Source organism: Streptomyces sp. NPDC051940, from assembly GCF_040680895.1.
Lineage (GTDB): Bacteria > Actinomycetota > Actinomycetes > Streptomycetales > Streptomycetaceae > Streptomyces.
In genome coordinates, this window is sequence record NZ_JBFAXR010000095.1 from 1 (window position 1) to 23,370 (window position 23,370).

At 74.2% G+C, this 23,370-nt stretch carries 17 protein-coding genes; 9 read left to right on the top strand and 8 right to left on the bottom strand.

The features are described 5' to 3' along the window. Positions 1 to 398: 398 nt before the first annotated feature. From AB0M28_RS28945 to AB0M28_RS28955, 3 genes are all read left to right on the top strand, one after another. A complete protein-coding gene (locus AB0M28_RS28945) occupies positions 399 to 2,429 on the top strand; it encodes an N-6 DNA methylase (RefSeq protein WP_365411266.1) in 2,031 nt (676 codons plus the stop codon). Positions 2,430 to 2,519: 90 nt separating this feature from the next. Further along, entirely contained in the window at positions 2,520 to 2,978 is a 459-nt protein-coding gene (locus tag AB0M28_RS28950; RefSeq protein WP_365411269.1) for a hypothetical protein, read from the top strand. Further along, positions 2,975 to 4,495 (top strand): serine/threonine-protein kinase, encoded by a 1,521-nt coding sequence (locus tag AB0M28_RS28955; RefSeq protein WP_365411272.1) that lies wholly within the window; start codon positions 2,975 to 2,977, stop codon positions 4,493 to 4,495. The genes AB0M28_RS28950 and AB0M28_RS28955 overlap by 4 nt, the downstream gene beginning before the upstream one ends. Positions 4,496 to 4,510: 15 nt before the next feature. On the opposite strand, the gene AB0M28_RS28960 is transcribed toward AB0M28_RS28955, so the two are convergent. Then, positions 4,511 to 5,311: a hypothetical protein gene (locus AB0M28_RS28960; RefSeq protein ID WP_365411275.1), complete on the bottom strand. Its 801-nt coding sequence runs from the start codon at positions 5,309 to 5,311 to the stop codon at positions 4,511 to 4,513. 118 nt (positions 5,312 to 5,429) lie between these two features. Beyond that, positions 5,430 to 5,990: a TetR/AcrR family transcriptional regulator gene (locus AB0M28_RS28965; RefSeq protein ID WP_365411278.1), complete on the bottom strand. Its 561-nt coding sequence runs from the start codon at positions 5,988 to 5,990 to the stop codon at positions 5,430 to 5,432. A 95-nt stretch (positions 5,991 to 6,085) separates the two neighbouring features. Between AB0M28_RS28965 and AB0M28_RS28970 the strand changes: the two genes are divergently transcribed. From AB0M28_RS28970 to AB0M28_RS28980, 3 genes are all read left to right on the top strand, one after another. Continuing rightward, positions 6,086 to 6,979, top strand: a complete 894-nt coding sequence (locus tag AB0M28_RS28970) for a hypothetical protein (protein WP_365411281.1) — start codon at positions 6,086 to 6,088, stop codon at positions 6,977 to 6,979. A gap of 45 nt (positions 6,980 to 7,024) precedes the next feature. After that, the gene (locus tag AB0M28_RS28975) at positions 7,025 to 7,771 is read left to right on the top strand and encodes an N-acetyltransferase (protein ID WP_365411284.1); all 747 of its coding nucleotides are present in this window, start codon (positions 7,025 to 7,027) and stop codon (positions 7,769 to 7,771) included. 219 nt (positions 7,772 to 7,990) lie between these two features. After that, a complete protein-coding gene (locus AB0M28_RS28980) occupies positions 7,991 to 8,668 on the top strand; it encodes an HNH endonuclease family protein (RefSeq protein WP_365411329.1) in 678 nt (225 codons plus the stop codon). Positions 8,669 to 8,690: 22 nt separating this feature from the next. On the opposite strand, the gene AB0M28_RS28985 is transcribed toward AB0M28_RS28980, so the two are convergent. Together AB0M28_RS28985 and AB0M28_RS28990 are read right to left on the bottom strand one after the other, a co-directional pair. Beyond that, on the bottom strand, positions 8,691 to 9,869 hold the full coding sequence (locus tag AB0M28_RS28985; RefSeq protein ID WP_365411287.1) for an FHA domain-containing protein: 1,179 nt from the start codon (positions 9,867 to 9,869) through the stop codon (positions 8,691 to 8,693). Next, a complete protein-coding gene (locus AB0M28_RS28990; protein WP_365411290.1) occupies positions 9,866 to 11,629 on the bottom strand; it encodes a serine/threonine-protein kinase in 1,764 nt (587 codons plus the stop codon). Before AB0M28_RS28990 ends, AB0M28_RS28985 begins: the two co-directional genes overlap by 4 nt. Positions 11,630 to 11,811: 182 nt before the next feature. Here AB0M28_RS28990 and AB0M28_RS28995 point away from each other — a divergent pair, with 182 nt between their 5' ends. Next, positions 11,812 to 12,807: a glycosyltransferase family 2 protein gene (locus AB0M28_RS28995; protein WP_365411293.1), complete on the top strand. Its 996-nt coding sequence runs from the start codon at positions 11,812 to 11,814 to the stop codon at positions 12,805 to 12,807. A 3-nt stretch (positions 12,808 to 12,810) separates the two neighbouring features. Next, positions 12,811 to 14,166, top strand: a complete 1,356-nt coding sequence (locus tag AB0M28_RS29000; RefSeq protein ID WP_365411296.1) for a polysialyltransferase family glycosyltransferase — start codon at positions 12,811 to 12,813, stop codon at positions 14,164 to 14,166. A gap of 34 nt (positions 14,167 to 14,200) precedes the next feature. Here the strand turns inward: AB0M28_RS29000 and AB0M28_RS29005 are convergent, their stop codons facing one another. From AB0M28_RS29005 to AB0M28_RS29015, 3 genes are all read right to left on the bottom strand, one after another. Continuing rightward, the gene (locus AB0M28_RS29005) at positions 14,201 to 15,712 is read right to left on the bottom strand and encodes a protein kinase (RefSeq protein WP_365411299.1); all 1,512 of its coding nucleotides are present in this window, start codon (positions 15,710 to 15,712) and stop codon (positions 14,201 to 14,203) included. Then, the gene (locus AB0M28_RS29010; RefSeq protein WP_365411302.1) at positions 15,709 to 16,329 is read right to left on the bottom strand and encodes a hypothetical protein; all 621 of its coding nucleotides are present in this window, start codon (positions 16,327 to 16,329) and stop codon (positions 15,709 to 15,711) included. The genes AB0M28_RS29005 and AB0M28_RS29010 overlap by 4 nt, the downstream gene beginning before the upstream one ends. Positions 16,330 to 16,458: 129 nt before the next feature. Then, complete coding sequence (locus tag AB0M28_RS29015) at positions 16,459 to 18,501, bottom strand: N-6 DNA methylase (RefSeq protein WP_365411305.1); 2,043 nt, start codon at positions 18,499 to 18,501, stop codon at positions 16,459 to 16,461. 183 nt (positions 18,502 to 18,684) lie between these two features. Here AB0M28_RS29015 and AB0M28_RS29020 point away from each other — a divergent pair, with 183 nt between their 5' ends. Continuing rightward, entirely contained in the window at positions 18,685 to 19,248 is a 564-nt protein-coding gene (locus AB0M28_RS29020; RefSeq protein ID WP_365411308.1) for a DUF4352 domain-containing protein, read from the top strand. A 61-nt stretch (positions 19,249 to 19,309) separates the two neighbouring features. Here the strand turns inward: AB0M28_RS29020 and mfd are convergent, their stop codons facing one another. Further along, positions 19,310 to 22,843 carry a transcription-repair coupling factor gene (gene mfd, locus AB0M28_RS29025; RefSeq protein ID WP_365411311.1) on the bottom strand — a complete coding sequence of 1,178 codons (3,534 nt, stop codon included), beginning with the start codon at positions 22,841 to 22,843 and terminating at the stop codon, positions 19,310 to 19,312. Positions 22,844 to 23,370: the final 527 nt, after the last annotated feature.

The window sequence follows — 23,370 nt, forward strand, 5'->3', positions numbered from 1 at the left end:
GCACCTGCGCCCTCCCAGCCCGTCCAGCGTCTGAGGACTGAGGCGCGAAGCGCCGAACCGCGCCGCAGGCGCCAGCGAGACCCGACCCTTCCAGCGCGACCGGCACCGCTCCAGCCCGTCCGGCGTTTGAGGACGAGGCGCGCAGCGCCGAACCGCGCCGCAGGCGCCAGCGACACCGGACGCATGCAGCGTGACTGGCACCAATCCAAGCCCGTCCGGCGCTTGAGGACGAGGCGCGCAGCGCCGACCGCGTCAGCCGACGGAAGGCGACCTCCAGCCCGTCCGGCGCCTGAGGACTGAGGCGCGCAGCGCCGAAGCGCGCCACGGACCGCGACCAAAGATCCGCACCGCCCCGCGAGGCCCTGGTGTGAACCGAGTCAACACCGTAAGGTAGCCGCATGTCAGAGGAGGAAGCCACCGAGGTCACCGCCGCCGAGATCGCCCGCCTCGCGGGCGTGGGGCGGGCCGCGGTCAGCAACTGGCGGCGGCGTCACGCGGACTTTCCGCGGCCCGTCGGTGGGACCGAGACCAGCCCCCACTTCGCCCTCGCGGAGGTCGAGGGCTGGCTGCGCAAGCAGGGCAAGATCGGCGGCGTCCCCCAGCGCGAGCGGGTCTGGCAGCTGATCGCCGGGCATCCCGGCGGCGCCCCCGCGGGGCTCGCGCTCGCCGGGGCGGTGCTGCTGTTCGTACGCGAGCACCCCGCGCGCTGGCTGGAGCTCACCGCACAGGAGGACGCGGCCCTCACCGCGCAGCTGCCCGGCGAACTGCACCGCGTCCTCACCGAGCGCCTCGGCGGCGCCGCCGTCCGGCTGCCCGACCCGACCGTCGCGCTGGCCCGCGGTGCCGGCGCGCTCGCCGCCGAGTTCGGGGAGGCGCGGGCCGCGTACGAGTTCCTGCTCGGCCGGTATCTCGAGGCCAACCCCCGTCAGCACACCCTGACCCCGCCCGAGCTCGCCGAGCTCGTCGCCGCCCTCGCCGGTCCGCCCGGGAAGGGCGGAGGTACGCCCTCCGTCCTCGACCCCGCCGCCGGCGCCGGGACGCTGCTGCTGGCCGCGCCCGGTGACGGGCCCCGTCTCGCGCAGGAGTCCGATCCGGATCTCGCCGGGCTGGCCGCCCTGCGGCTCGCGTTGCATTCCGGTGGTGAGGTGTCCGTCGCCGTCGGGGACACCCTGCGCGCGGACGGCTTCCCCGAGCGTGCGGTCGATCTGGTCGTGTGTCATCCGCCGTTCAACGAGCGCAACTGGGGGCATGAGGAGCTGGCCTACGATCCGCGTTTCGGCTACGGGCTGCCCGCCCGTACCGAGTCCGAACTCGCCTGGGTCCAGCACGCGCTGGCCCGGCTGCGCGACGGCGGCACCGCCGTCCTCGTCCTGCCCCCCGCCGTCGCCGCCCGCCGCTCCGGCCGCCGCATCCGCGCCGACCTCCTACGCCGCGGCGCCCTCCGAGCCGTCATCGCCCTCCCACCCGGCGCCGCACCCCCCTACGGCGTACCACTCCACCTCTGGATCCTCCGCCGCCCCAGCACCACAACCCCACCCGCCTCCGTCCTCCTCGTCGACGCCGGCGAACGCTACGGCACCGGACGCGACACCATCGACTGGCCCACCCTCACCCACCACGTCACCACCGTCTGGCGCGCATACGACCGCACCGGCACCATCACCCCCCAACCCGCCGCCCACCAAGCCCAACCCGTCATCGACCTCCTCGACGACGACGTCGACCTCACCCCCGCCCGCCAGCTGCCCCCCGCCGGCACCGCCGAGACCTCCGTCGCCGGGCTCAACGACGTACGCGACAGGCTCGCCGCCACGCTGCGGCTCACCGCCGAGCGCACCCCGGCGCCGCCCGCGGCCGCCGAGGACGGGCCCGGGCTGTGGACGACGGTGGGCGAGCTGGCCCGGGGCGGCGCCGTGCAGGTGCGCTCCGGCGGGGCCGGGGCGGGCGCCGGGCCCGCGGTGCTGACCGCGCAGGACCTGCTCGACGGGGCGAAGCCCTCCGGCACGCTGCCCGACGGGCCCGCGGAGGAGCCGGTCCTGCTCGAGGCCGGCGACGTCGTCGTGCCCGCGGCCGGGGGCGGCGTGCGGGTCGTCGACGAGGCCACGGCGGGCGCGGCCCTCGGGCCCCGCCTCGTACTGCTGCGGGCGGCGCCGGGCGAACTCGACCCCTGGTTCCTCGCCGGCTTCCTGCGCGGCACCGCCAACACCCGGCAGGCCAGCGTCTACGCGACCGCCGCCGGCCGTCTCGACGTACGGCGGCTGCAGGTGCCGCGGCTGCCGCTCGCCGTCCAGCGGGCGTACGGGGCGCACTTCGCGGCCCTGGCCGCCTTCGAGTCCGCGCTGCGCGACACCGCCCGGCTCGGGGAGCTGCTGGCCCAGGGCCTGTACGACGGACTGGCCGACGGCACCCTGCAGCCCCCGCAGGGGTGAGCGCACGCGGGGGGCGCAGGCGGCGTTCCCGCTGGGTACGCTTCTGCCAGCCCCCCGCACTTCCCGCCCGTCCGCCCGTAGGAGCCCGCCATGTACGGCCCCGCCGCACCCGCGTCGCCGCGCACCGGTTCCGGTGCGGGCGTGATCTTCGTGCGCGTCCTGCTCGCGGCGCTGCCCCTGGTGAGCCTGGGCATACTCGCGTGGGGGACGACGCTGCGCATAGCGATCATGCGGCAGCGGTTGCTGGAGTGGCTGCTGTTCGGACTGCACGTGCCGCTCAGCTTCGGCTGTTTCGCGACCGTCGGCGAGCTGCCGGAGGAGAGCGCGTGGAGCGACGCCGCCCTGGGGGTGCTGCTGCTGACGGCCATCGGCTCGATGGCGTGGTTCCTGGTCGTCGACATCCGCTACCAGCGTGAGCGCACCGCGAAGCACGTCATGTACGACGCGAACCCTTACGCCCGTCCCCAGCCGTATCCGCCCACCCCGCGGATCTCCCCCGAGCTCGACGACCTCAGCGACCTGCTCCGCCGCAAGGACGACAAGCGGTGAACGGCCGTGTCGTCGCCGGGCGTTACGAGCTCTCCACCCTGATCGGCCAGGGCGGCATGGGGCGCGTCTGGCAGGGCTACGACCGCACCCTGGACCGCCGCGTCGCGGTGAAGATCCTTCGCCCGGACACCATGGCCGGCTCCTCGCGGGCCGACGAGCTGCGCCGCCGCTTCCTGCGCGAGTGCCGGGTGACCGCGCAGGTCGACCATCCGGGGCTGGTCACGGTGCACGACGCCGGGACCGACGGCGAGGAGCTGTATCTGGTGATGCAGCACGTCCACGGCTCCGATCTCGCCGACCACATCGCCGAGAACCAGCCGTATCCGTGGCAGTGGGCGGCGGCGGTGGCCGCGCAGCTGTGCTCGGTGCTCTCCGCCGTGCACGCGGTGCCGATCGTGCACCGGGACCTCAAACCGCGGAACATCATGGTCCGGCCGGACGGCACCGTCGTCGTCCTGGACCTGGGTATCGCGGCCGTCCTGGACACCGACACCACCCGCCTGACGCACACCGGCGTACCGCTGGGCAGCCCGGCGTACATGGCGCCCGAGCAGGCGATGGGCGGCGCGGTCGGCCCGTACACGGACCTCTACGCGCTCGGCGTCCTCGTCCACGAGCTGCTCACCGGCACCGTCCCCTTCGCCGGGTCGACGGCGCTGGGTGTGCTGCACCGGCATCTGTACGAGCCGCCGCAGCCCGTGCGGGCCGCGCGGCCGGAGGTGCCCGACCCGCTGCAGGCGCTCGTCCTGCGGCTGCTGGCGAAGGATCCGCAGGACCGGCCGGGCTCGGCGCAGGAGGTGTACGAGGAGCTGGCGTCCCTGCTCCCCGCGCCGGGCAGCGGGCTCCCCTCCGGCCCGCTCGACCCGACCCGCCCCTTCCTGCGCCCCCACGCCCCGTGGCCCGACCGGCCCGGCGTGCCGGCGCCCCCCGCGCCGGCGTCCTCCCCCGTCCCTCCCCCGCGCGCCCCGGACATCGCCGCGGCCGTCGACGAGGTGAAACGGCTGCTCGGTGAGGCCCGGCTGACCCAGGCCATCGACATCCTCGGCGGCATCCTCCCCGCCGCCGTACAGGAGCACGGGCCCTCGTCCTCGGTGGTCCGCATCCTGCGCAAGCAGTACGCGGCCACGCTCATGGACGACGGCCAGTACCGGCGCGCCCTGCCCGTGCTGCGGCTGCTGGCCGAGGAGCGCCTCGGCGAGACCGGCAACCCGGGCGACGCGCAGGTCGTGCAGTACCGCTACGAGTCGGCGGTGTGCCTGGAGCAGCTCGGCGAGGCCCCCGCGGCGCTCGCCGAGTACCGCGGCCTGCTCCCCCACCTCGGCCCCGACCCGGCCCGCTCCTACGACGTACGGCAGCGGGTCGCCCAGCTCCTCATCGCCCTGGGCGACCCGGCGGGCGCGCAGGCGGAGCTGGGGGCGCTGCTGCACGAGGTGCAGTCGCTGTACGGGCCGCACCATCCCGTCGCCGACGGCGTGCGGCGGTCGCTGGCCAACCTGGCGTCGTTCGGGGCCCGGTGAGCGGCACCGCGGCCGTCAGCTGAAGTCCAGGACCTCGGACGCGGGCGGCGACGTCACCTCGACGGCCTTGCCGTAGTCGCGGAACACGACCGTGCCGGGCTCCTCGCCGCTCTTCTTCTCCACCTTCAGCACATACGGCCGGCCCTCGGCCGCGACATAGACCTCGTACGGGGCGCCGTCCTCGTCCTTGCCGGTGAGCTGGAGCGCCTTGACGCCGTCGATCTCGGTGACGGGTCCCTTGCGGAGGGAGTCGTCGGCGGAGTCGCCGTCGGGCGCGAGGAACTCGTCGACGTCGCAGAGGCCGGCGAACTCCTTGAGGTCCGGGTCGCTGGTCGTGCCCTTGAGCCACTTGCCCTTCATCAGCTTGATCGTGGCGTCCACCTCGGACTTGGGCTCGCCCTCGCTCTGTGCGCGCAGAAACGCCTCGTCCGGGCGCATGTACACGGCCTTGCCGACCTTGACCAGGTCGATCGAGCCCTGCTTCTCGACCGCGAGTTCACCGCTGCACCGGGTCTTGCCGTCCAGCGAGATCGTGCCCTTCGCGGGGCCGTCGGAGAACTTGATGTCGAGGTCCATGGTGAGCGATCCGGCCTTGCGGCTGGCCTCGGCGGCCTTGGTCATCACCTGCGCGCCGGTGAGCCCCGCGAAGGGGTCGCTCGCGGCCTGCGCGGACTTCTCCGGCGCGGCCGACTTCTCCGACGAGGAGGCGGACGCCTTGCCGTCGGAGGCGTCCTTCTTGTCGTCGGTGCAGGCGGTCAGGCCGAGGACGGCCGCCGCACACACGGCGGCTGCCAGGGCGATGCGCTGTGGGTTCATGGGTCCCCCCGTGATGACTGCTTCTGTTGCCTCCCCCATGACAGCAGACCCTGTGAACCGAGTCAACCCGATATGACGTGAACACCCGGTTCACTCGATCCCGCGCTCCCCGTACGCCTCACTGGGCCCGGATGAGCTCCTGCGCGGCCCGCAGGAAGACCTCCCCCTGCTCCCGGTCGCCGATGACGCCCGCCAGCGCCCCGCTCCGGGCCAGTGACGCGAAGCCGTGTGCCATGGACCATGCGGCGACCCCCGCGAGTTCCGCGTCGGCACCTCCGGGCAGCGAGCTGACCCCCTCGCGCAGCCGGGCCGCGGACCGGCCCCGCGCGGCGGCCAGCTCCGGATCGTCGGCGCGCACCAGATCCGGGCGGAACATCACCTGGAAATGGGCGGGATGGAGCTCGGCGAACCGCACGTAGGCCGCCCCCATACCGGCCAGCCCCTCCCCTTCGGCGGCCAGTTCGGCGGTCAGCAGATCGTGGCCCTCGGCGGCGATCGCGGTCAGCAGTCCGGCGCGGTCCTTGAAGTGGTGCGCCGGCGCGGCGTGCGAGACGCCGGCCCGACGGGCCAGGTCGCGCATGCTCAGCGCGCCCACGCCGCTCTCCGCGATGACGTCCAGGGCGGCGTCGGTCACGGCCTTGCGCAGGTCGCCGTGGTGATAGCTGCGGTGCTCGGTCATGCGACTCAGCGTACGCGGAATCTAGGCATTGACAAGTTCACCGGCGGGAGGGAATCTAGTCAGCGACAAGATGGATTCGGGAGAGGGAGCCGACGATGACCGTCGAGACGACGCCGTACGAGCAGCAGCCGCCCGCCGCCGAGGTCCGCCGGCTGTGGCATCTGCTGGAGCCCCTGCACGCCCTCGTCTACTACGCGCCCGAGACCTTCGAGGAGGCGGCGAAGCTCGGGTACGCCACGGACAGCCGGTGGCCGATGTACTTCCCGTTCCGGGCGGCGCCGTTGGGCGCGGCGGAGCCGGCGCTGGTGACGGCCGCGTTCTACAGCTTCAGCCCGGCGATGGTCGCCGAACACGTCGGCCCCGCCTGGGCGGTGGCCTCCCCGGGCGAGGTCCTCGCCGCCCGGGAGCGGGCCGTCGACCGGCTCTACCGGTCGGTGTTCGGCGACGCGGTGGACGGCCCGGAGTTCGCCGAGGCGGCCGGACTGCTGCGGCGGGCCGCCGATGCCGCGCACACCGCGGGCCGGCCGATGGCGGCGGCCAACCAGGCGCTGCCGTACTCGCCGCTGCCGCACGTCCGGTTGTGGCAGGCGGCGACGGTGCTGCGCGAGCACCGCGGCGACGGCCATCTGGCGGCGCTGCTGGCCGCCGGGCTGGACGCGACGGAGGCGCTGGTGTCCTTCGCGGCGATCGGCGCCGCACCGGCGGAGACGTTCGCGAGCCGCGGCTGGAGCGCGGAGGAGTGGGCGGCGGCCCGCGCCCGTCTCACGGCGCGCGGCCTACTGAACGCCGACGGCTCGGCGACCGACGCGGGCCGGGAGCTGCGGGCCGGGGTGGAGCGCCGTACGGACGAGCTGGCCGCCGGACCATGGCGGGCGCTGCGGGCCGAGGAGGTGGAGCGGCTGGTGGAGCTGCTCGGTACGCCGTGGGTGACGGCGATCGGCTCGGGACTGCTGCCGATGGAGACGACGCTGGGCATCGGGAAGGTGTGAGAAACGCGCGTGCCGCCGCCGGAGCCGCCGCCTAGACTCCGCCGCATGGAGCCGACCATCACCACCCTCGCCGAGCGCCCCGAACTGCTGGACGCGGCCTGGGACCTGAAGGACACCTGGGCCGAGTTCATGCGGAACGACCCGACGGGCTACGCCTACTTCGGCCGGGTCCCCGAGACGTTCCCCGAGTACGTGCTGGTCGGCACGGACGCGTCGGGCGCCGTGGTGGTGCGCGGCTTCTCGGTGCCCTTCGCGCTGCACGCCCCGGGGCGCGGGGCGCTGCCGCCGCGGGGATGGGACCAGGTGCTGCACTGGGCGTTCGCCGACCGGCGGGCGGGGCGGGAGCCCGACACCGTCACCGCCCTCGAGATCGTCGTCTCCGAGGACCGGCAGGGCACCGGGCTGTCGGGCCGGATGGTCGCCGCGATGCGGGCGAATGCGGGCGCGCGGGGCTTCACGGAGCTGGTCGCGCCGGTCCGCCCCAACGCCAAGCACCTGGAGCAGCGGACGCCGATGACGGAGTACGCGTACCGGGTGCGCCCGGACGGCCTGCCGCACGACCCGTGGCTGCGCGTCCACGTCCGCGTGGGAGGTGTCATCGACTCGGTCTGCCCCGCCTCGATGACGATCGCCGGCTCGCTCGCCGAGTGGCGCGCCTGGACGGGGCTGCCCTTCGACGAGGACGGCTGGGTCGAGGTGCCGGGCGGGCTGACCCCCGTCCACGTCCGCACGGAGGCGGACTGCGCGGTGTACGTCGAGCCGAACGTGTGGGTGCGGCACGCGGCGCGGTGACACCGCCGCGGCGGGCATCTCCCGGAATCCGGAGGTGAGTTCGCCGCCCGCACGGGTACCCCGACAGCGGGCCCCTCGGCACCCGTTAGGGTGGGAGGGCCGCAGGGGCCCGGACCCCCACACGGGCCCCTGCGGCCTCGACGCCCTGGAGTGACCACCGTGACCCGCCGCACCGCCGCCGCGCTCGTCCTCACGGCCCTGGTACTCACCTCGTGCTCGATCGAGGAGATCCCCTCCGACGACGCCAGCCGGCCGCCCGCCGGGGCGACGGGCGTCAGCCCGCTGGACAACCCCGACGGCACCCGCCGCGGCCTCGCGCCCGTCGCGGACGCCGACCGCGCCGAGGCCCGCGCGCTCATCGGCCGGCTGCGGACCAAGGGCCGCGGGCCGAAGACCGGCTACGACCGCGACCAGTTCGGCCACGCCTGGATGGACACGGCGGACGGCGTCCCGCTGGCGCGCAACGGCTGCGACACCCGCAACGACCTGCTGCGGCGCGACGGCCGCGAGATACGGTTGCGGTCCGGCTCCGACTGCGTGGTCGTCTCGATGCGGCTGGCCGACCCGTACACCGGCGAGGACATCGCCTGGCGGAAGGCGGCCGCCGCCAAGGTGCAGATAGACCACGTCGTCCCGCTGTCGTACGCCTGGCAGCTGGGCGCCGCCCGCTGGCCGAAGGACCGCCGCCGGCAGCTCGCGAACGACCCGCTGAACCTCATTCCGGTCGACGGCCCCGCCAACTCCGCCAAGGGCGACTCCGGCCCGGCGTCCTGGCTCCCGCCGAACAAGACGGTGCGTTGCGCGTACGCGGTGCGCTTCGCGCAGGTGGCCCTGAAGTACGAACTCGCGGTCACCGCCCCGGACAAGGCCATGATGCTCCGGCAGTGCGGCGCCTGAGCCCTGCCGTCGATGGCGGGAGTCACCCCGCCGACGGGGGCCGGTCCAGGAAGGTCGTCGCCCCCGCCGCCGCCGAGCCGGGGGCCGGGTGCGGGGCCGCGTTCCAGGCCGCGGCGATCTCCGCGGGGAAGCGGCGGCCGCTGCGGGTGAGGGCGACGCCGTCCGTCAGCTGGACCAGGTCGCCGGTGTTCAGCGTCGTGTACGAGTCGCCGGCCAGCGGCTTGGCCGACCCCGCGCCCCGGCGCAGCAGCCCGGTGCCGCCGCCGCTGAGGTTGCGCAGCCGCAGGGCGCCGGCCGTGACCGAGACCTCGAGGTGGCGGCGGCTGATCCGGGCCAGCCGGGGCTCGGGCACATGGGCGAAGAGCGCCAGGCCGCCGTCGCCGGGGGCGCGGCCCACGACCACCGTCGTGTCGACGTCGAACGTGAAGCGGTGCACGCACTCCCCGTCGACCAGCAGCTTCAGCTGGACGACGCCCGTGCGCGGGCCGTCGTCGTGGAGGGGCAGGGCGTGCAGTGCGCACACCGGCACGCCGTGCTTGACGCGCGGCAGCGTCACCGCGTTGCCGGTGCGGCTGTCGTAGAGGGTGCAACCGCGCTGCGGGCAGCGCCAGTAGCGGCGTACGACCTCCACCCGCGGTCTGCGGTGCCGGCCCTGGAGCAGGCCGTACGCCTTCAGGTCCGACTCCTCCAGCTTCCGCGAGATCTGCGCCGGGCTGCGTACGCCCATGTCGCGCTCCCGCAGCCGCACCGCCCGTACCCGGGTGGGCTCGGCGGCGAGGAACTGCGTGGTGTTGCCCTGGATCCACGGATGGGTGAGGCGGAAGTCGGCGAAGCCGTCCCTGGAGATGACGGGCAGCCCGGTCATCTCCGCGAGGTCCATCAGCCGTTCGTCGGCGTCCGGGAGCTCCTCGACGAGCCCCTCGGCGGCCCACCGCGCCAGCAGCGCGGGCTCGGCGCGGTCGGCGTACTCGTGCACGCCGTGCCGCAGCGAGCGGTCGGCGACGGCGTACACGCTCGCGTGCGCGTCGCCCGTACGGCGGGCGAGGGCCTCCACCACCAGGCGCAGCCGGCCGAGGTCGCGCGGACGCGGGCCGCCGATGGCCGTGTCGCGGACGACGTTGGACAGGTCGACGAGGGCGTCCGCCTGCTCGGGGAAGCGTGCGAGGTGGCGTTCGAGCCCCTGCGGGCCCGCCACGGTCACTGCTTGCTCCAGACGGTCAGCTCACCGCTGACGTCGGGCAGATGGTCGTAGGTGTCGGTGCTGGGCACGATCTTGGTGATCTTCAGCATCCCGATGTTGCCCTCGTCGGTGACGGTGCACAGCACCGTGCCCACCGGGAAGGTCTTCGCGAAGTCCTCGCCGGCCACGATGGTCGCCACGGCGGCGGTCTGCGCGGCGTTCTCGCACTGCTGCGGCGTGGTGCCCGCGGACTTGCCGAAGGTGCTCTCGAAGTCCCAGGCGTCGCGCTGGACGACGCTGTTGATGATGATCTCGTCGGTGTCGTAGTCGGCGTCCTGCGTGTTCACGCGCGGGGTGTCGAAGTCGACGCCGACGTTGTCGGTGCTGTGCGCGGCGGGCATGCTCAGCTTCTGGCCCTTGACCAGCACCTTGTACGGCGGTGGCTTCGGCGCTTCCGACGTCGCGCCGTCGCCCGTGTCACCGCTCGCGGGCGTCTGCGTGGCGCCGTCCGAGGTCCGGTCGGTGTCCCCGTCGCCGGAGTCGCCGTCGGGCCAGAGCGAGGTGAGCAGGCCCAGGCACAGCAGCGCGCCGACGGCGATGAGGAAGCCGTTGAGGACGGGCCGGTCGCGGAAGGACGACCGCCCGGGCCGGCTCGCCGGCGAGTAGGGGGAGGGCTGCTGGTACGGGGTCGAGGGCGGCTGGTGCGGGGCCGAGAGCGGTGGCCCGAAACCGGCTCCCGGCGCCGGACGTGGCGGCTGCGCGGCGGTGACGGTGTGCACGGGCGTCTCCGGCGGCGGCCCCTGCGGGCCCGGCCCGTCCTTCACCGTGGGTGTCGGGGTCGCCGGAGGTGTGGCCACCTCCGCCGCCCGCGCCCGTCGCGCGACGTCCGCGGCGAGCCGCTCCGGCAGCCAGCCGGCGAAGTCCCGCGGCGCCCGCTCCCCGTACCGCTCGCACAGCTCCGACAGCTCGGCGGAGCCGGTCCGCTCGCCGGGGTCGGCGACGAGGCAGCGCTCCAGCAGCGGCCGCAGCAGCCCCGGGTACTCCGACAGGTCCGGCGGCCGCACCGCCGTGTTGGCGATCTTCGTGGCGACGGTGAGCCCGCCGCCGTCGCCGTACGGATGCCGCCCGGTGGCCGCGACCGCCGCGATCAGGCCGAGCGAGAACAGGTCCGTCGCGGGCCCCACCGTGTCGCCCAGCGCGTGCTCGGGCGACATGTACTGCGGGGTGCCGATGAGGCCGCCGGTGGTGGTGATCTTCGTGGCGTCCGCGGCGCGCGCGATGCCGAAGTCGATGACGTACGGGCCGGACGCGGCCAGCATGATGTTGCTGGGCTTGAGGTCGCGGTGCACCACGTCCGCCGTGTGGATCGCTCCCAGCGCCCGCGCCGCGGCGCCCACCAGCTGGAAGACGGCCGGCAGGGGCAGCGCCCCGTACGACCGCAGCGCGTCCTCGAGCGCCACGCCCGGTACGTACTCGGAGGCCACCCAGGGCAGTTCGCCGGACGTGTCGTGGTCCACCACCGGCACCAGGTGGTAGCCCTGGACGCGGCGGGCGGCGCGCACCTCCTGCTCGAAGCGGCGGCGGAACTCCGGGTCGCGCCCGTACTCGCGGCGGATCAGCTTCAGCGCCACGGGCTGCCCGCCCCTGGTGTGCGACAGGTACACGGTGCCCATGCCGCCTTCGCCGAGCCGGGCGGTCAGCCGGTAGCCCGCGATCTCGCGCGGGTCGTCCGGTGTCAGCGCGCCCAGGTCGGAGCCTGTCTCGGTGCTGATACGACTCACTCCCCCGTGTGTGTCCGCATTCGCGTGCATCGTACAGACGTGCGCCTGCGGGCGCTCCGCTTTCCCGGAGATCGGCCCCGCCCCGGGGCGCCCGTCCCGGTTCGCCGAGCAACCATCCACTGTTCACCTGGCCGACGCCTGTCCCACATCCGGGTCCGTGGCACGCTGGCTAGCCTGCGCGGGTGCCCCGTCAAACGCCCCGCCTCTCAGTGATCGTGCCCTTCCACAACGTGCAGGAGTTCGCACCGGACACCATCCGCTCCCTGGTCCGCAACGCCGGGCCCGACCGGGAGTTCATCCTCGTCGACGACCGCTCCACGGACGCCACGGGCGAGATCCTGGACCGTGCGGTGGCCGAGCTGCCGAACGCGACGCTCGTCCGGCACGAGACCAACCAGGGCATCGCCCGCGCCCGCAACAGCGGCATCGACGCCGCGCGCGGCGCGTATCTGACCTTCCTCGACGGCGACGACTGGTACGGCCCCGGGCAGCTGGACGACATGCTGCGCGCCGCCGAGACCCTCGACGTGGACTTCGTACGCTTCGACCACGTGCAGGTCAACGGCCGCAAGCGGACGGTGAAACGGGCCCCGGCGCGGGTGCGGGACACGGCCATGGCGGCCCGCGACGGCATCGCGCCCGCCGATCTGGAGACGATGGTCGACTACCCCTTCGTCTGGGCCGGCATCTACCGCCGCGCGCTCTTCGACGACGGCCGGATGCGTTTCGCGCCCGATCTGCGCACCGCCGAGGACCGGCTGTGGACGTGGCATCTGCACCTGACCGCCGAGACGTTCGCGGTGACGGGCCTGCTGGGCACCTTCTACCGGCGGGGTGTGACCACGTCCCTCACCCAGATCCGCGACGACCGCCAGCTCGACTTCATCCCGGCGCACGACCAGATGCTCCAGGCCGTCCTCGCCGATCCGGAGGCGGACCGCTTCCTGCCGAAGGCGGTGCGCACGTACTGCGCGCTCATCGCCTTCCACGCCACCAACGCCGACCGGTACGAGTCCGCCGCCGCGCGCCGGCTGAAGCAGGCGTCCGCGGAGGCGCTGGGGCGGATGCCGCAGGACGTGCTGGACCGCACGCTGGACGAGATGGACGAGGAGCGGGCCCGGCTGCTGCGGCGGCTGCGGCCACGACGTACCGCGAGGCCCGCGGGGAAGGCCGCCTGATCCGTGCCGCACCACCAGAACACCACGCACCGCGCCCAGATCTTCGAGGTCTCCACGCTGTACGGGGCGGCGACGCTCGCCGCCGCGCTGGACGCCGGCCTGTTCGGCCCGCGGGCCGGGGCCTGGCGGATCCTCCTCGTCTCCAACAACGCGGCGGTCCCCGAGACCGCCGTACAGCTCACCGAGATGGACGGCTTCACGGCGCTGGCCACCCGCTTCGACGAGGTCGTCGACTGGAACCGGGAGATCAGCCCGCACCACCCCAGCGCCTGGACCCCGGCCGGGCACGACGCGCCGCTGTGGCAGCGGATGTTCCGTACGTCGTGGGGGCTGGGCGACGGGCCGCTGGACCTGGCCGTCGAGTCCGTCACGGCCGCGCCCGCGAAGGCGCTGGCCACGATCTTCGCGGACGCGGCGCTGCACGTGTACGCGGACGGCCTGATGAGCTACGGCCCGACCCGCGACCCGCTCCCCCAGCACGTGGTCTGCCGGGTGCGGCGGCTGCTCCACCTCGACCTGGTGCCGGGGCTGACGCCGCTGCTGCTCACGGAGTACGGGGTGCCGTCGGAGCTGGTCCCCTCGGACGCCTTCCGCAAGGTGCTCGACGAGATCGCCGCACCGGTGGACATCCGCGACGCCGACGGCGGCGTGCCGACGGCGGTGGTCCTGGGCCAGTACCTCGCCGCGCTGAACATCCTGAAGCCGGCGGAGGAGGAGGACCTCCTCGCCCGGATGGTGCGGGGCGCGGCCGCCGCCGGCCACACGTCGATCCTCTTCAAGCCCCATCCGACCGCCCCCGCCCGCTACTCGCGGGCACTGGAGCAGGCCGCGGAGGAGTCCGGCGTACGGCTGACGACGCTGCGGCAGCCGATGCTCGCGGAGACGGTGTATCTGAGCCTCGCGCCGCGGCTGGTCGTCGGCTGCTTCTCCACAGCCATGCTGACGGCGTCCGAGCTGTACGGCGTGCCCGTCGCCCGCGCGGGCACGGAGCTGCTGCTGCAGCGGCTGCGGCCGTACCAGAACAGCAACCGGATCCCGGTGACGATCGTGGACGCGCTGGTGCCCGAGGTCGGGTCGACCGCGGCGCGGTACTCGGTGGACGAGCTGGAGCCGCTGCTGGCGGCGGTCGGCTACTGCATGCAGGACCGGCGCCACCGGCGGCTGCGGCCCGCGGCGGAGGCGTGGCTGTCGGCCCACCTCGACGACGGCAGCCTGCGCTACTTCACCCGGCGCCGGCTGACGTCGCTGGAGCTGCCGGGCGGGGTGGCGGCCGCGGGCGCGGCGCGGCATCTGCTGCCCGCGGCCCGCAAGGCGATGCGGACGGCGCGGCGGGTCCGCAGGCTGGTGCGCCAGGGCTGAGGTGCGCGGGGGCGTGCGCTGACGGCTGAGGCCGTCAGCCCACGCCCAGCGTCGTGAGCGTCGCCAGCAACTGCCGGGCCTCCTGCGCGAAGTGGTGGTGCGGGCCCGCCGACCGCTCCGCGTCGCGGACGAGCGAGGTGAGCTGGGCCCGCGCGGCCGTGTGGTTGCCGAGGGTCAGCAGCAGATGGGCGATGCGCAGGCGGATCTCCAGCGGCTGCTCGGGGTCGCCGGAGTCCTCCGCGTACGGCAGGAGGGCGCGGTACTCCGTGAGGGCCGCGCCCGCCTCGCCGAGCTGTTCGCGGCACTGCGCCGCCTCGTGGCGGTACCGGACCGCCTGGGCGTCCGACGGGCCCGCCTCCGCCACCCGCTCGTCGGCGAGCAGCCGCAGCTCCGGGAGCGCGCGGCGGTACTGGCCGTCGTCCATGAGCGTGGCCGCGTACTGCTTGCGCAGGATCCGGACCACCGCCGACCCCTCGCCGTGCGCGGCGACCGCCACCGGCAGGATGCCGCCGAGGATGTCCACCGCCTGGGTGATCCGCGCCTCGCCCAGCAGCCGCTTCGCCTCGTCGACCGCGCCCGCGATGTCCGCGCCCCGGGGGTCCGGAACGCGCCGCCCGGGAGCGGCGGAGGCCGCGGGGCGGTCCGGCCACGGCGCGTGCGGGCGGCGGAACGGCCGCGTCGGGTCGAGCGGGGCGTAGGGGCCGGGGCTCCCCGGTGCGGGCAGCAGCGGCGCCAGCTCGCCGTACACCTCCTGCGCCGAGCCCGGCCGCTCCTCGGGGTCCTTCGCCAGCAGCCGGTCCACCAGCGCCGCCAGCGCGGCGGGCACCTCGGGCCGCTCGTCCCGTACGGGCACGGGCGCCTCGTAGAGATGCCGGTGCAGCACGCCGAGCGCCGTCGCGTCGTCGAACGGCGCGCGCCCGGTGAGCAGTTCGTACAGCACCGTACCCAGCGCGTAGAGGTCCGTGTACGGGCCGACCGCGCCGCCCATCGCCTGCTCGGGCGCCATGTACGCCGGGCTGCCGACCGGTACGCCGGTGCGGGTGAGGCGGGTGGTGTCGGTGTCCAGGACGGCCGCGATCCCGAGGTCCAGGACGACGACGGTGCCGTCCGGCCGGACCATGACGTTGCGCGGTTTGAGGTCCCGGTGCACCACCGGCACCGCGTGCACGGCCGCCAGCGCCCCGCACAGCTGCGCCGCCACGCAGACCGCCCACGGCCACGGGTACGGCTCGTGCTCGGCGAGGTGGTCGGCGAGGTCCGCGCCCTCGACGTACTCCATGACGAGGTGCAGCTCGTCGCCGTCGCTCCCCGCGTCGTACACGGTGACCAGCCCCGGATGGCCGATCCGGGCCGTGATCCGGCACTCGCGCAGGAAGCGGCGCCGGGTGCCGTCGGCCTGGGAGCCGGCCGCGCTGCCCGGGTGGAGGAGCTTGACCGCGACGCGGCGGTCGAGGGCGTGGTCGTAGCCCTGCCAGACCTGGCCCATGCCGCCCTGCCCGATGAGGGCGCTCAGCTCGTAACGGCCCGCGACGACGCGTCCGTTCACCGGCCGTCCTGCTCCCGGCGCAGCAGCTCGCTGAGCTCGTCGAGCTCGGCGCGGACCCGGTCTATTCGGGGCGGGGGCGGCGGGGCGGCCTCGGCGGGAGCCGGCGGCCGGGCGGGAGCGGGGACGGGTGCGGGAGCCGCTGGGCGGGGCTCCGCGACGGCATAGGGATTCGGCGGCGGTGCGGCGTACGGCAGCGGGCGCGGCTCACCGACCGGCAGCGACCCGTACCCGCCCGACGGGCTCCCCGGCGCGGGGCCGAACCCCGGCTGCCGCTCGCCCTGCCGCATCCGGATGTCGACCGCCAGGTAGTACCCGGCGGCACCGCACGCCATCAGGAACAGCGCGACGAGACCGACGTAGTCGATGGGCCGGGCCGTCTCGCTCTCGTTCCCCTGGAACAGCCACATCGACCCGATCAGCACCGGGAAGCTGCCCCAGAACAGCAGCCAGTCCTGCCGCGCCCGGCGCATGATCGCGACACGCAGCAGGGTCACCCACGACAGCAGCCCGAGGCTCAGGAACGACAACCCGGCGAACACCACGCGCAGCAGGATGACCACCGCGGGATGGGTGGTTCTCCGCACCCCGGACTCCGGGGGGTACGCGGCGCCGTACATGGCTGCTCCGTTCGAACTGACCGACGGGGGACGGGTGGTCGCGCCGGTCGACATGTGCCGACAGATGCGGTGAAGAGAGCAGAAGCGTACCGACCGCCACCGACACCGTCGATGGATCCGGTGCCCCTGCTACCCCGGCCCGACACTCCCCGCCGCGAGCCCGTCGTACAACCCCTCCATCAGACGCTCCCCGAGCCGCCCCGCCTCGCGCAGCGCCGACTCGAAGGCGGCCAGGGCCCGGAAGTGCTCGCCGTAGGACCGCTGGACGGCGAGCGGCATCCGGGGCACCTGCATGCGCCGTACGTCGAGCCGGGCGGTGGAGGAGGCGTGGCTGCTGGCCTGGCGGGCGTTGGCGGCGCCGCGCAGCAGCCCGGCGAGGAACCACGGGTCGAGCGCCCGCGGATCCGGGCGCAGCAGCGCCAGGTTGCGGCCGAGCGCGGCACCCGCGGTGGCCGTGTCGACGACGCGGACGGCGCGCCCGGCCCCCACGACCGGCACCACGACGTCCCCCTCCTCGACCAGCACCGGCTCCTCCGCGGGCCGTTCGGGCAGCGCCGCGGAGGGGGCACCGCCCGCCAGCACGTCCTGCGCGCTGAGCACGGGCGGCGCGGGCACACCGGCGGGGGCAGCGCCGGAACCGCCGAGCCGGAGCGTCAGGGCGCCAGCGCGGGCGAGTTCGCCGACCGTGGTGAGGGGACCCAGTGCGGCGCTGGGAGGCATCGCCGGGCCGGGCGCGCGTTCGACGGTCGTGCGGAGGGTGGCGGCGAGCCGGTCCCGTACGTCGTTGAGCCCGGCGAGCGATCCGTCCGCGGAGAGCGGCGGGAGGTGACGGGCCGGTGTGACGTCCACGTCGTCGTCGAGGAGGGTGACGACGGGTTGGGCTTGGTGGGCGGCGGGTTGGGGAGTGATGGTGCCGGTGCGGTCGTATTCGCGCCAGACGGTGGTGACGTGGTGGGTGAGGGTGGGCCAGTCGATGGTGTCGCGTCCGGTGCCGTAGCGTTCGCCGGCGTCGATGAGGAGGACGGAGGCGGGTGGGGTTGTGGTGCTGGGGCGGCGGAGGATCCACAGGTGGAGTGGTACGCCGTAGGGGGGTGCGGCGCCGGGTGGGAGGGCGATGACGGCGCGCAGGGCGCCGCGGCGTAGGAGGTCGGCGCGGATGCGGCGGCCGGAGCGGCGGGCGGCGACGGCGGGGGGCAGGACGAGGACGGCGGTGCCGCCGTCGCGCAGCCGGGCCAGCGCGTGCTGGACCCAGGCGAGTTCGGACTCGGTACGGGCGGGCAGCCCGTAGCCGAAACGCGGGTCGTAAGCGAGCTCCTCGTGCCCCCAGTTGCGCTCGTTGAACGGCGGATGACACACGACCAGATCGACCGCACGCTCCGCAAAGCCGTCCGCACGCAGCGTGTCCCCGACCGCGACGGACACCTCACCACCGGAATGCAGCGCCAGCCGCAGGGCCGCCAGGGTCGCCGACTCGGGGTCCACATCCTGCGCGAGGCGGGGCCCGTCACCGGGCGCGGCCAGCAGCAGGGTGCCCGTGCCGGCGGCGGGGTCGAGGACGGTCGGCGCGCCGCCCGGTCCGGCCAGCGCGGCGATCAGCTCGGCGAGCTGGGGCGGGGTCAGGGGGTGCTGGCGCGGGTTCGTCTCCAGATACCGGCCGAGCAGGAACTCGTACGCGGCCCGCGCCTCCCCGAACTCGGCGGCCAGTCCGGCCGCGGCCCTCAGCAGAGGTACGGAGACGCCGAGTTCGGCGGGCACCCGCTCCGAGACGAAGGAACCCGCCCCGAACCGCGCCGCCAGCACCTCCGGCAGCGCCTCGGCCAGCCCGTACGCCAGCTCCTCGGCACCCGATCGCGCGAGCGCCGCCCACCGCGCCGGCCGCTCCCGCACCAGCAGCAGGACCGCCCCGGCCAGGGTGAGCGCCGCGGGCACTCCGTCCGCGTGACCCGCGACGAGCTGCCAGACCCGCTCCCGCGGCGGTACGCCGTCCAGCTTGCCCTGCGCGCGCAGCCAGCCCTCGACCTCCGCGAGGGCGAAGCGGGGGCTGGCGTCCGTTCCGCCGACCGGCCGGGGGAAGTCGGCATGGCGGCGGCGCCAGTTGCTGACCGCGGCCCGGCCGACTCCGGCCAGCCTGGCTATACCCGCGGCGGTCACCTCGGTCGCGTCGTCGGGCATCGCTCGCCTCACCTCGGATCGGGGGTGTGTGCGTCGAGCATATCCCCGCCCGTCAACAACCACCTTCACAGAGTGAATAAAACCGATTCTAGATTTACCTGTTGACGCGGTTCACAGTCCGATGCTCTTATGTTCCCGTCAACGACGTGGCCTCAACGGCCCCGCTCCGGAAGGAAGTTCGTCATGCGCCGCACACTCGTCCCCGCCGTGGTCGTCCTCGCCGCCCTGTCGATGGGCGCGCTCACCGCCTGCGAGGCGGAGAAGCCCAAGAAGGAGACGTCCAGCTCGTCTTCGGCCAAGTCCAAGAGCGAGTCCGACACGGACGCCGCCCCCGCCGCGGAGGAGGAGAACTCGGACGGCCCGCTGGCCGGCGGGGAGACGGCCGCCTACGGCGGCATGAAGATCACCGTGTCGAAGGCGTCCGCCTTCAAGCCCTCCGAGTACGCGGTCGGGCACACCGACGGCAACAAGGCGTACACGGTGACCGTCACGCTGGAGAACTCGGGCAAGGAGAAGTTCGACGGCACGCTCGTCCTGGTCACCGCGCGGGCGGGTGCGGACGGCGTCGAGGCCGAGCAGATCTTCGACGACAAGACCGGCGAGGGCTTCAACGGCGCCGTACTGCCCGGGAAGAAGGCCACCGCGGTCTTCGCCTTCGACACCCCGGCGGACGCGAAGGTGCTCGACGTAGAGGTCGAGCCGGGCGACTTCGAGAAGGAAGCCGCGCAGTGGAGCATCAAACTCTGACCTGCGCGGCCCCGCCCGAATCCGGTCCGGCGGCCCGCCCGTGCAGGGGGTCTCCGGGCTGCTACGAGTCCAGGATCGTCGTCAGGAACTCCCCGACCCAGGCCAGCAGCTCCCGGCCCACCACCGGCTTGCCGCCGATGGTGCCGCTGCTCGGCCTGGGTACGAGCACCTGGCGGGTGGCGGCCTTGACCACCGACCGCGGGTACAGCCGCTTCAGCCGCAGCTCCTGCGACTCGCGCAGCTCCACCGGCGCGAAGCGGATGTTGGAGCCCTGCAGCACGATCTCCCCGACGCCGCAGGCCCGGGCCAGCATCCGCAGGCCGGCGACCAGCAGCAGGTTCTCCACCGGCTCCGGGAGCTTGCCGTAGCGGTCGGTGAGCTCCTCGCGGACCGCCTTGATGTCCGCCTCGGAGTTCGCCGCGGCGATGGCCCGGTACGCCGCAAGGCGCAGCCGCTCGCCGGGGGCGTAGTCGTGCGGGACGTGCGCGTCGACGGGCAGCTCGATCTTCACCTCGAGCGGCGGCTCCTCCTCCACTCCGCCTTCGAGGGAGGCCCGGTAGTCGGCGACGGCCTCCCCCACCATCCGTACGTACAGATCGAAGCCGACGCCCGCGATGTGCCCGGACTGCTCGCCGCCGAGCAGGTTGCCGGCGCCGCGGATCTCCAGGTCCTTCATCGCGACGTACATGCCGGCACCCATCTCGGTGTGCTGGGCGATGGTCGCGAGCCGCTCGTGGGCGGTCTCCGTGAGGGGCTTCTCCGGCGGGTACAGGAAGTAGGCGTAACCGCGTTCGCGCCCGCGGCCGACGCGGCCGCGCAGCTGGTGCAGCTGTGAGAGGCCGAAGTTGTCGCCGCGCTCCACGATCAGGGTGTTGGCGTTGGAGATGTCGATGCCGGACTCCACGATCGTGGTGGAGACGAGGACGTCGAACCGCTTCTCCCAGAAGTCGACGACGACCTGCTCCAGCGCCGACTCCGACATCTGCCCGTGCGCGGTGGCGATCCGCGCCTCCGGGACGAGGTCGCGCAGCCGGGCGGCGGCGCGGTCGATGGACTCCACCCGGTTGTGGATGTAGAAGACCTGGCCCTCGCGCAGGAGTTCACGGCGGATCGCGGCGGCGATCTGCTTCTCCTCGTACGGGCCGACGAAGGTCAGCACCGGGTGCCGCTCCTCGGGCGGCGTGGTGATGGTCGACATCTCGCGGATGCCGGTCACCGCCATCTCCAGGGTGCGCGGAATCGGGGTCGCGGACATGGTGAGCACGTCCACGTTCGCCCGCAGCTTCTTCAGCTGCTCCTTGTGCTCGACGCCGAAGCGCTGCTCCTCGTCGACGATGACCAGGCCCAGGTCCTTGAACTTCGTCTCGGACGAGAACAGCCGGTGCGTACCGATGACGACGTCCACCGACCCGTCCCGCAGCCCCTCGAGCACGGCCTTGGCCTCGGTGTCGGTCTGGAACCGCGACAGCGCCTTCGTGATCACCGGGAACTGCGCGTACCGGTCCGAGAACGTGCCGAAGTGCTGCTGTACGAGCAGGGTCGTCGGCACCAGCACCGCCACCTGCTTCCCGTCCTGTACGGCCTTGAACGCCGCCCGGACGGCGATCTCCGTCTTGCCGTAGCCGACGTCGCCGCAGATCAGCCGGTCCATCGGGACCGACTTCTCCATGTCCTCCTTGACCTCGGCGATCGTGGAGAGCTGGTCGGGCGTCTCGATGTACGGGAAGGCGTCCTCCAGCTCGCGCTGCCAGGGGGTGTCGGGGCCGAAGGTGTGGCCGGGGGCGGCCATGCGCGCCGAGTACAGCTTGATCAGATCGGCGGCGATCTCCTTGACGGCCTTCTTCGCCCGCGCCTTGGTCTTGGTCCAGTCGGCGCCGCCGAGGCGGTGCAGGGTGGGGGCCTCGCCGCCGACGTACTTCGTCACCTGGTCGAGCTGGTCGGTGGGGATGTAGAGGCGGTCGCCGGGCTGGCCGCGCTTGGCGGGGGCGTACTCGACGAGCAGGTACTCGCGGGTGGCGCCCTGCACGGTGCGCTGCACCATCTCCAGATAGCGGCCGACGCCGTGCTGCTCGTGCACGATGAAGTCGCCGGCCTGCAGGGTGAGCGGGTCGACGGCGTTGCGGCGGCGGGCGGGCATCCGCTGGCCGTCCTTGCCGGCGGCCTTCTGGCCCGAGAGGTCCGTCTCGGTCAGTACGGCGAGCTTCAGGCCGGCGGCGACCAGTCCGTTGTCGACGGAGCCGCAGGCCACGTGTACGACGGACGGCTCGATGGCGCTGTCCAGCCCCGCGTCGAGCCGGGCGGCGATGCCCTCGCCGCCGAGGACCTCGGCCGTGCGCTTCGCCGGCCCGTGGCCCTCCGTGAGATAGACGACGCGCCAGCCGTCGGACAGCCACTGCTTGGTGTCGGCAAGCGCGCGGGCGGTGTCGCCGCGGTACAGCTCGGGGGCGTGCAGCCCGAGCTCCAGGGTGTCCTCCTCGAGCTCGACGTCGGCGGAGAAGGGGGAGACGGTCCACCACATCATGCCGAGTTCGCGCGCCCGGTCCCGTACGTCGGCGATGCCCCACAGCGAGGCGGCGCCCACGTCGATCGGGGCCTCGCCGCCGCCGGCGGTCGCCGCCCACGACGCCTGCAGGAACTCCTGGCTGGTCGCCACGAGGTCGGCGGCCCGGGTCCGCACCCGCTCGGGATCGCAGACGACGGCCATGCTTCCCGCGGGCAGCACGTCGAGCAGCAGCTCCATGTCGTCGACGAGGACCGGCGCGAGGGACTCCATGCCCTCGACGGCGATGCCCTCGGCGATCTTCCCGAGGAGCTCGACCAGCTCCGGGTGCTGCTCGGCCAGGGCCGCCGCCCTGGCCCGTACCTCGTCCGTGAGCAGCAGCTCGCGGCACGGCGGCGCCCACAGGCCGTGCTCGGCGATCTCCAGGGACCGCTGGTCGGCGACCTTGAAGTACCGGATCTCCTCGACCTCGTCGCCCCAGAACTCCACCCGCAGCGGGTGCTCCTCGGTGGGCGGGAAGACGTCGAGGATCCCTCCTCGTACGGCGAACTCGCCCCGCTTCTCGACCAGCTCCACGCGCTGGTACGCGGCCGCGGCGAGGCCCGCGGTGATCTCCGTGAGGTCGGCGGTCGACCCCTGCCTCAGCTCCACGGGGACGAGGTCCCCGAGCCCCTTCACCTGCGGCTGCAGCACGGAGCGCACGGGCGCGACCACGACGGACACGGGCCCGGCGGCGGGGTCGCCCTTCGCCGGGTGCGCGAGCCTGCGCAGCACGGCGAGGCGCCGCCCCACGGTGTCGCTGCGCGGCGACAGCCGCTCGTGCGGGAGCGTCTCCCACGCCGGGTACTCCACGACGCCGTCGGCCGGCAGCAGGCTGCGCAGCGCGGCGACGAGGTCCTCCGCCTCCCGCCCCGTCGCGGTCACGGCGAGCACGGGCCGCTGCGCCTTCGCGGCGAGCGCGGCGATGGCGAAGGGCCGCGCGGCGGCGGGCCCGACGAGGTCGACCCCCGTCCGGTGCCCGTCGCGGGCGGCCTTGACGGCCTCATCGAGGGCGGGATCCTTGACGACGGCTTCAAGCAGTCCGTGCAGGCTCATGGAGCGGCTCATCCATCCCGGGTCACAGGGCAACGCGAACGACCCGGGGTTTGCGGACCCCGGGGGTTACCAGCGTACGGCGTCGGCGCGCGGGCTGCGGGTGACCGCCTCGCCCCGGCGACCGGCGCCGCCCCGCGCCTCCGGCGCGGGGTTGCCCCCACCCGCACACCACCCGTTACGGCATTGCCTGGTCACCGCCGGCGCCTCAGCGTACGAAGCGACCGCCGCGCGCGCCGGTGGGTGCCCCGGGGCGGGACGCCTGCCGACCGGCGACCCTGCGGCGGGGGTACTCCGCCCCCACTTCCCTGCGCGGGTACGCATTTCAGCCCGTCCGACGTCTGACGACTGAGGCGCGAAGCACCGAACCGCGCCGCAGGCGCCAGCACGACCAGACCACCCAATAGCCCGTCCGGCGTCTGAGGACGAGGCGCGCAGCGCCGACCGCGCCGCAGGCGCCAGCGGAACCGCACGCTTGCAGCACGACCGCAGCACCACCCCAGCCCGTCCGGCGTCTGAGGACTGAGGCG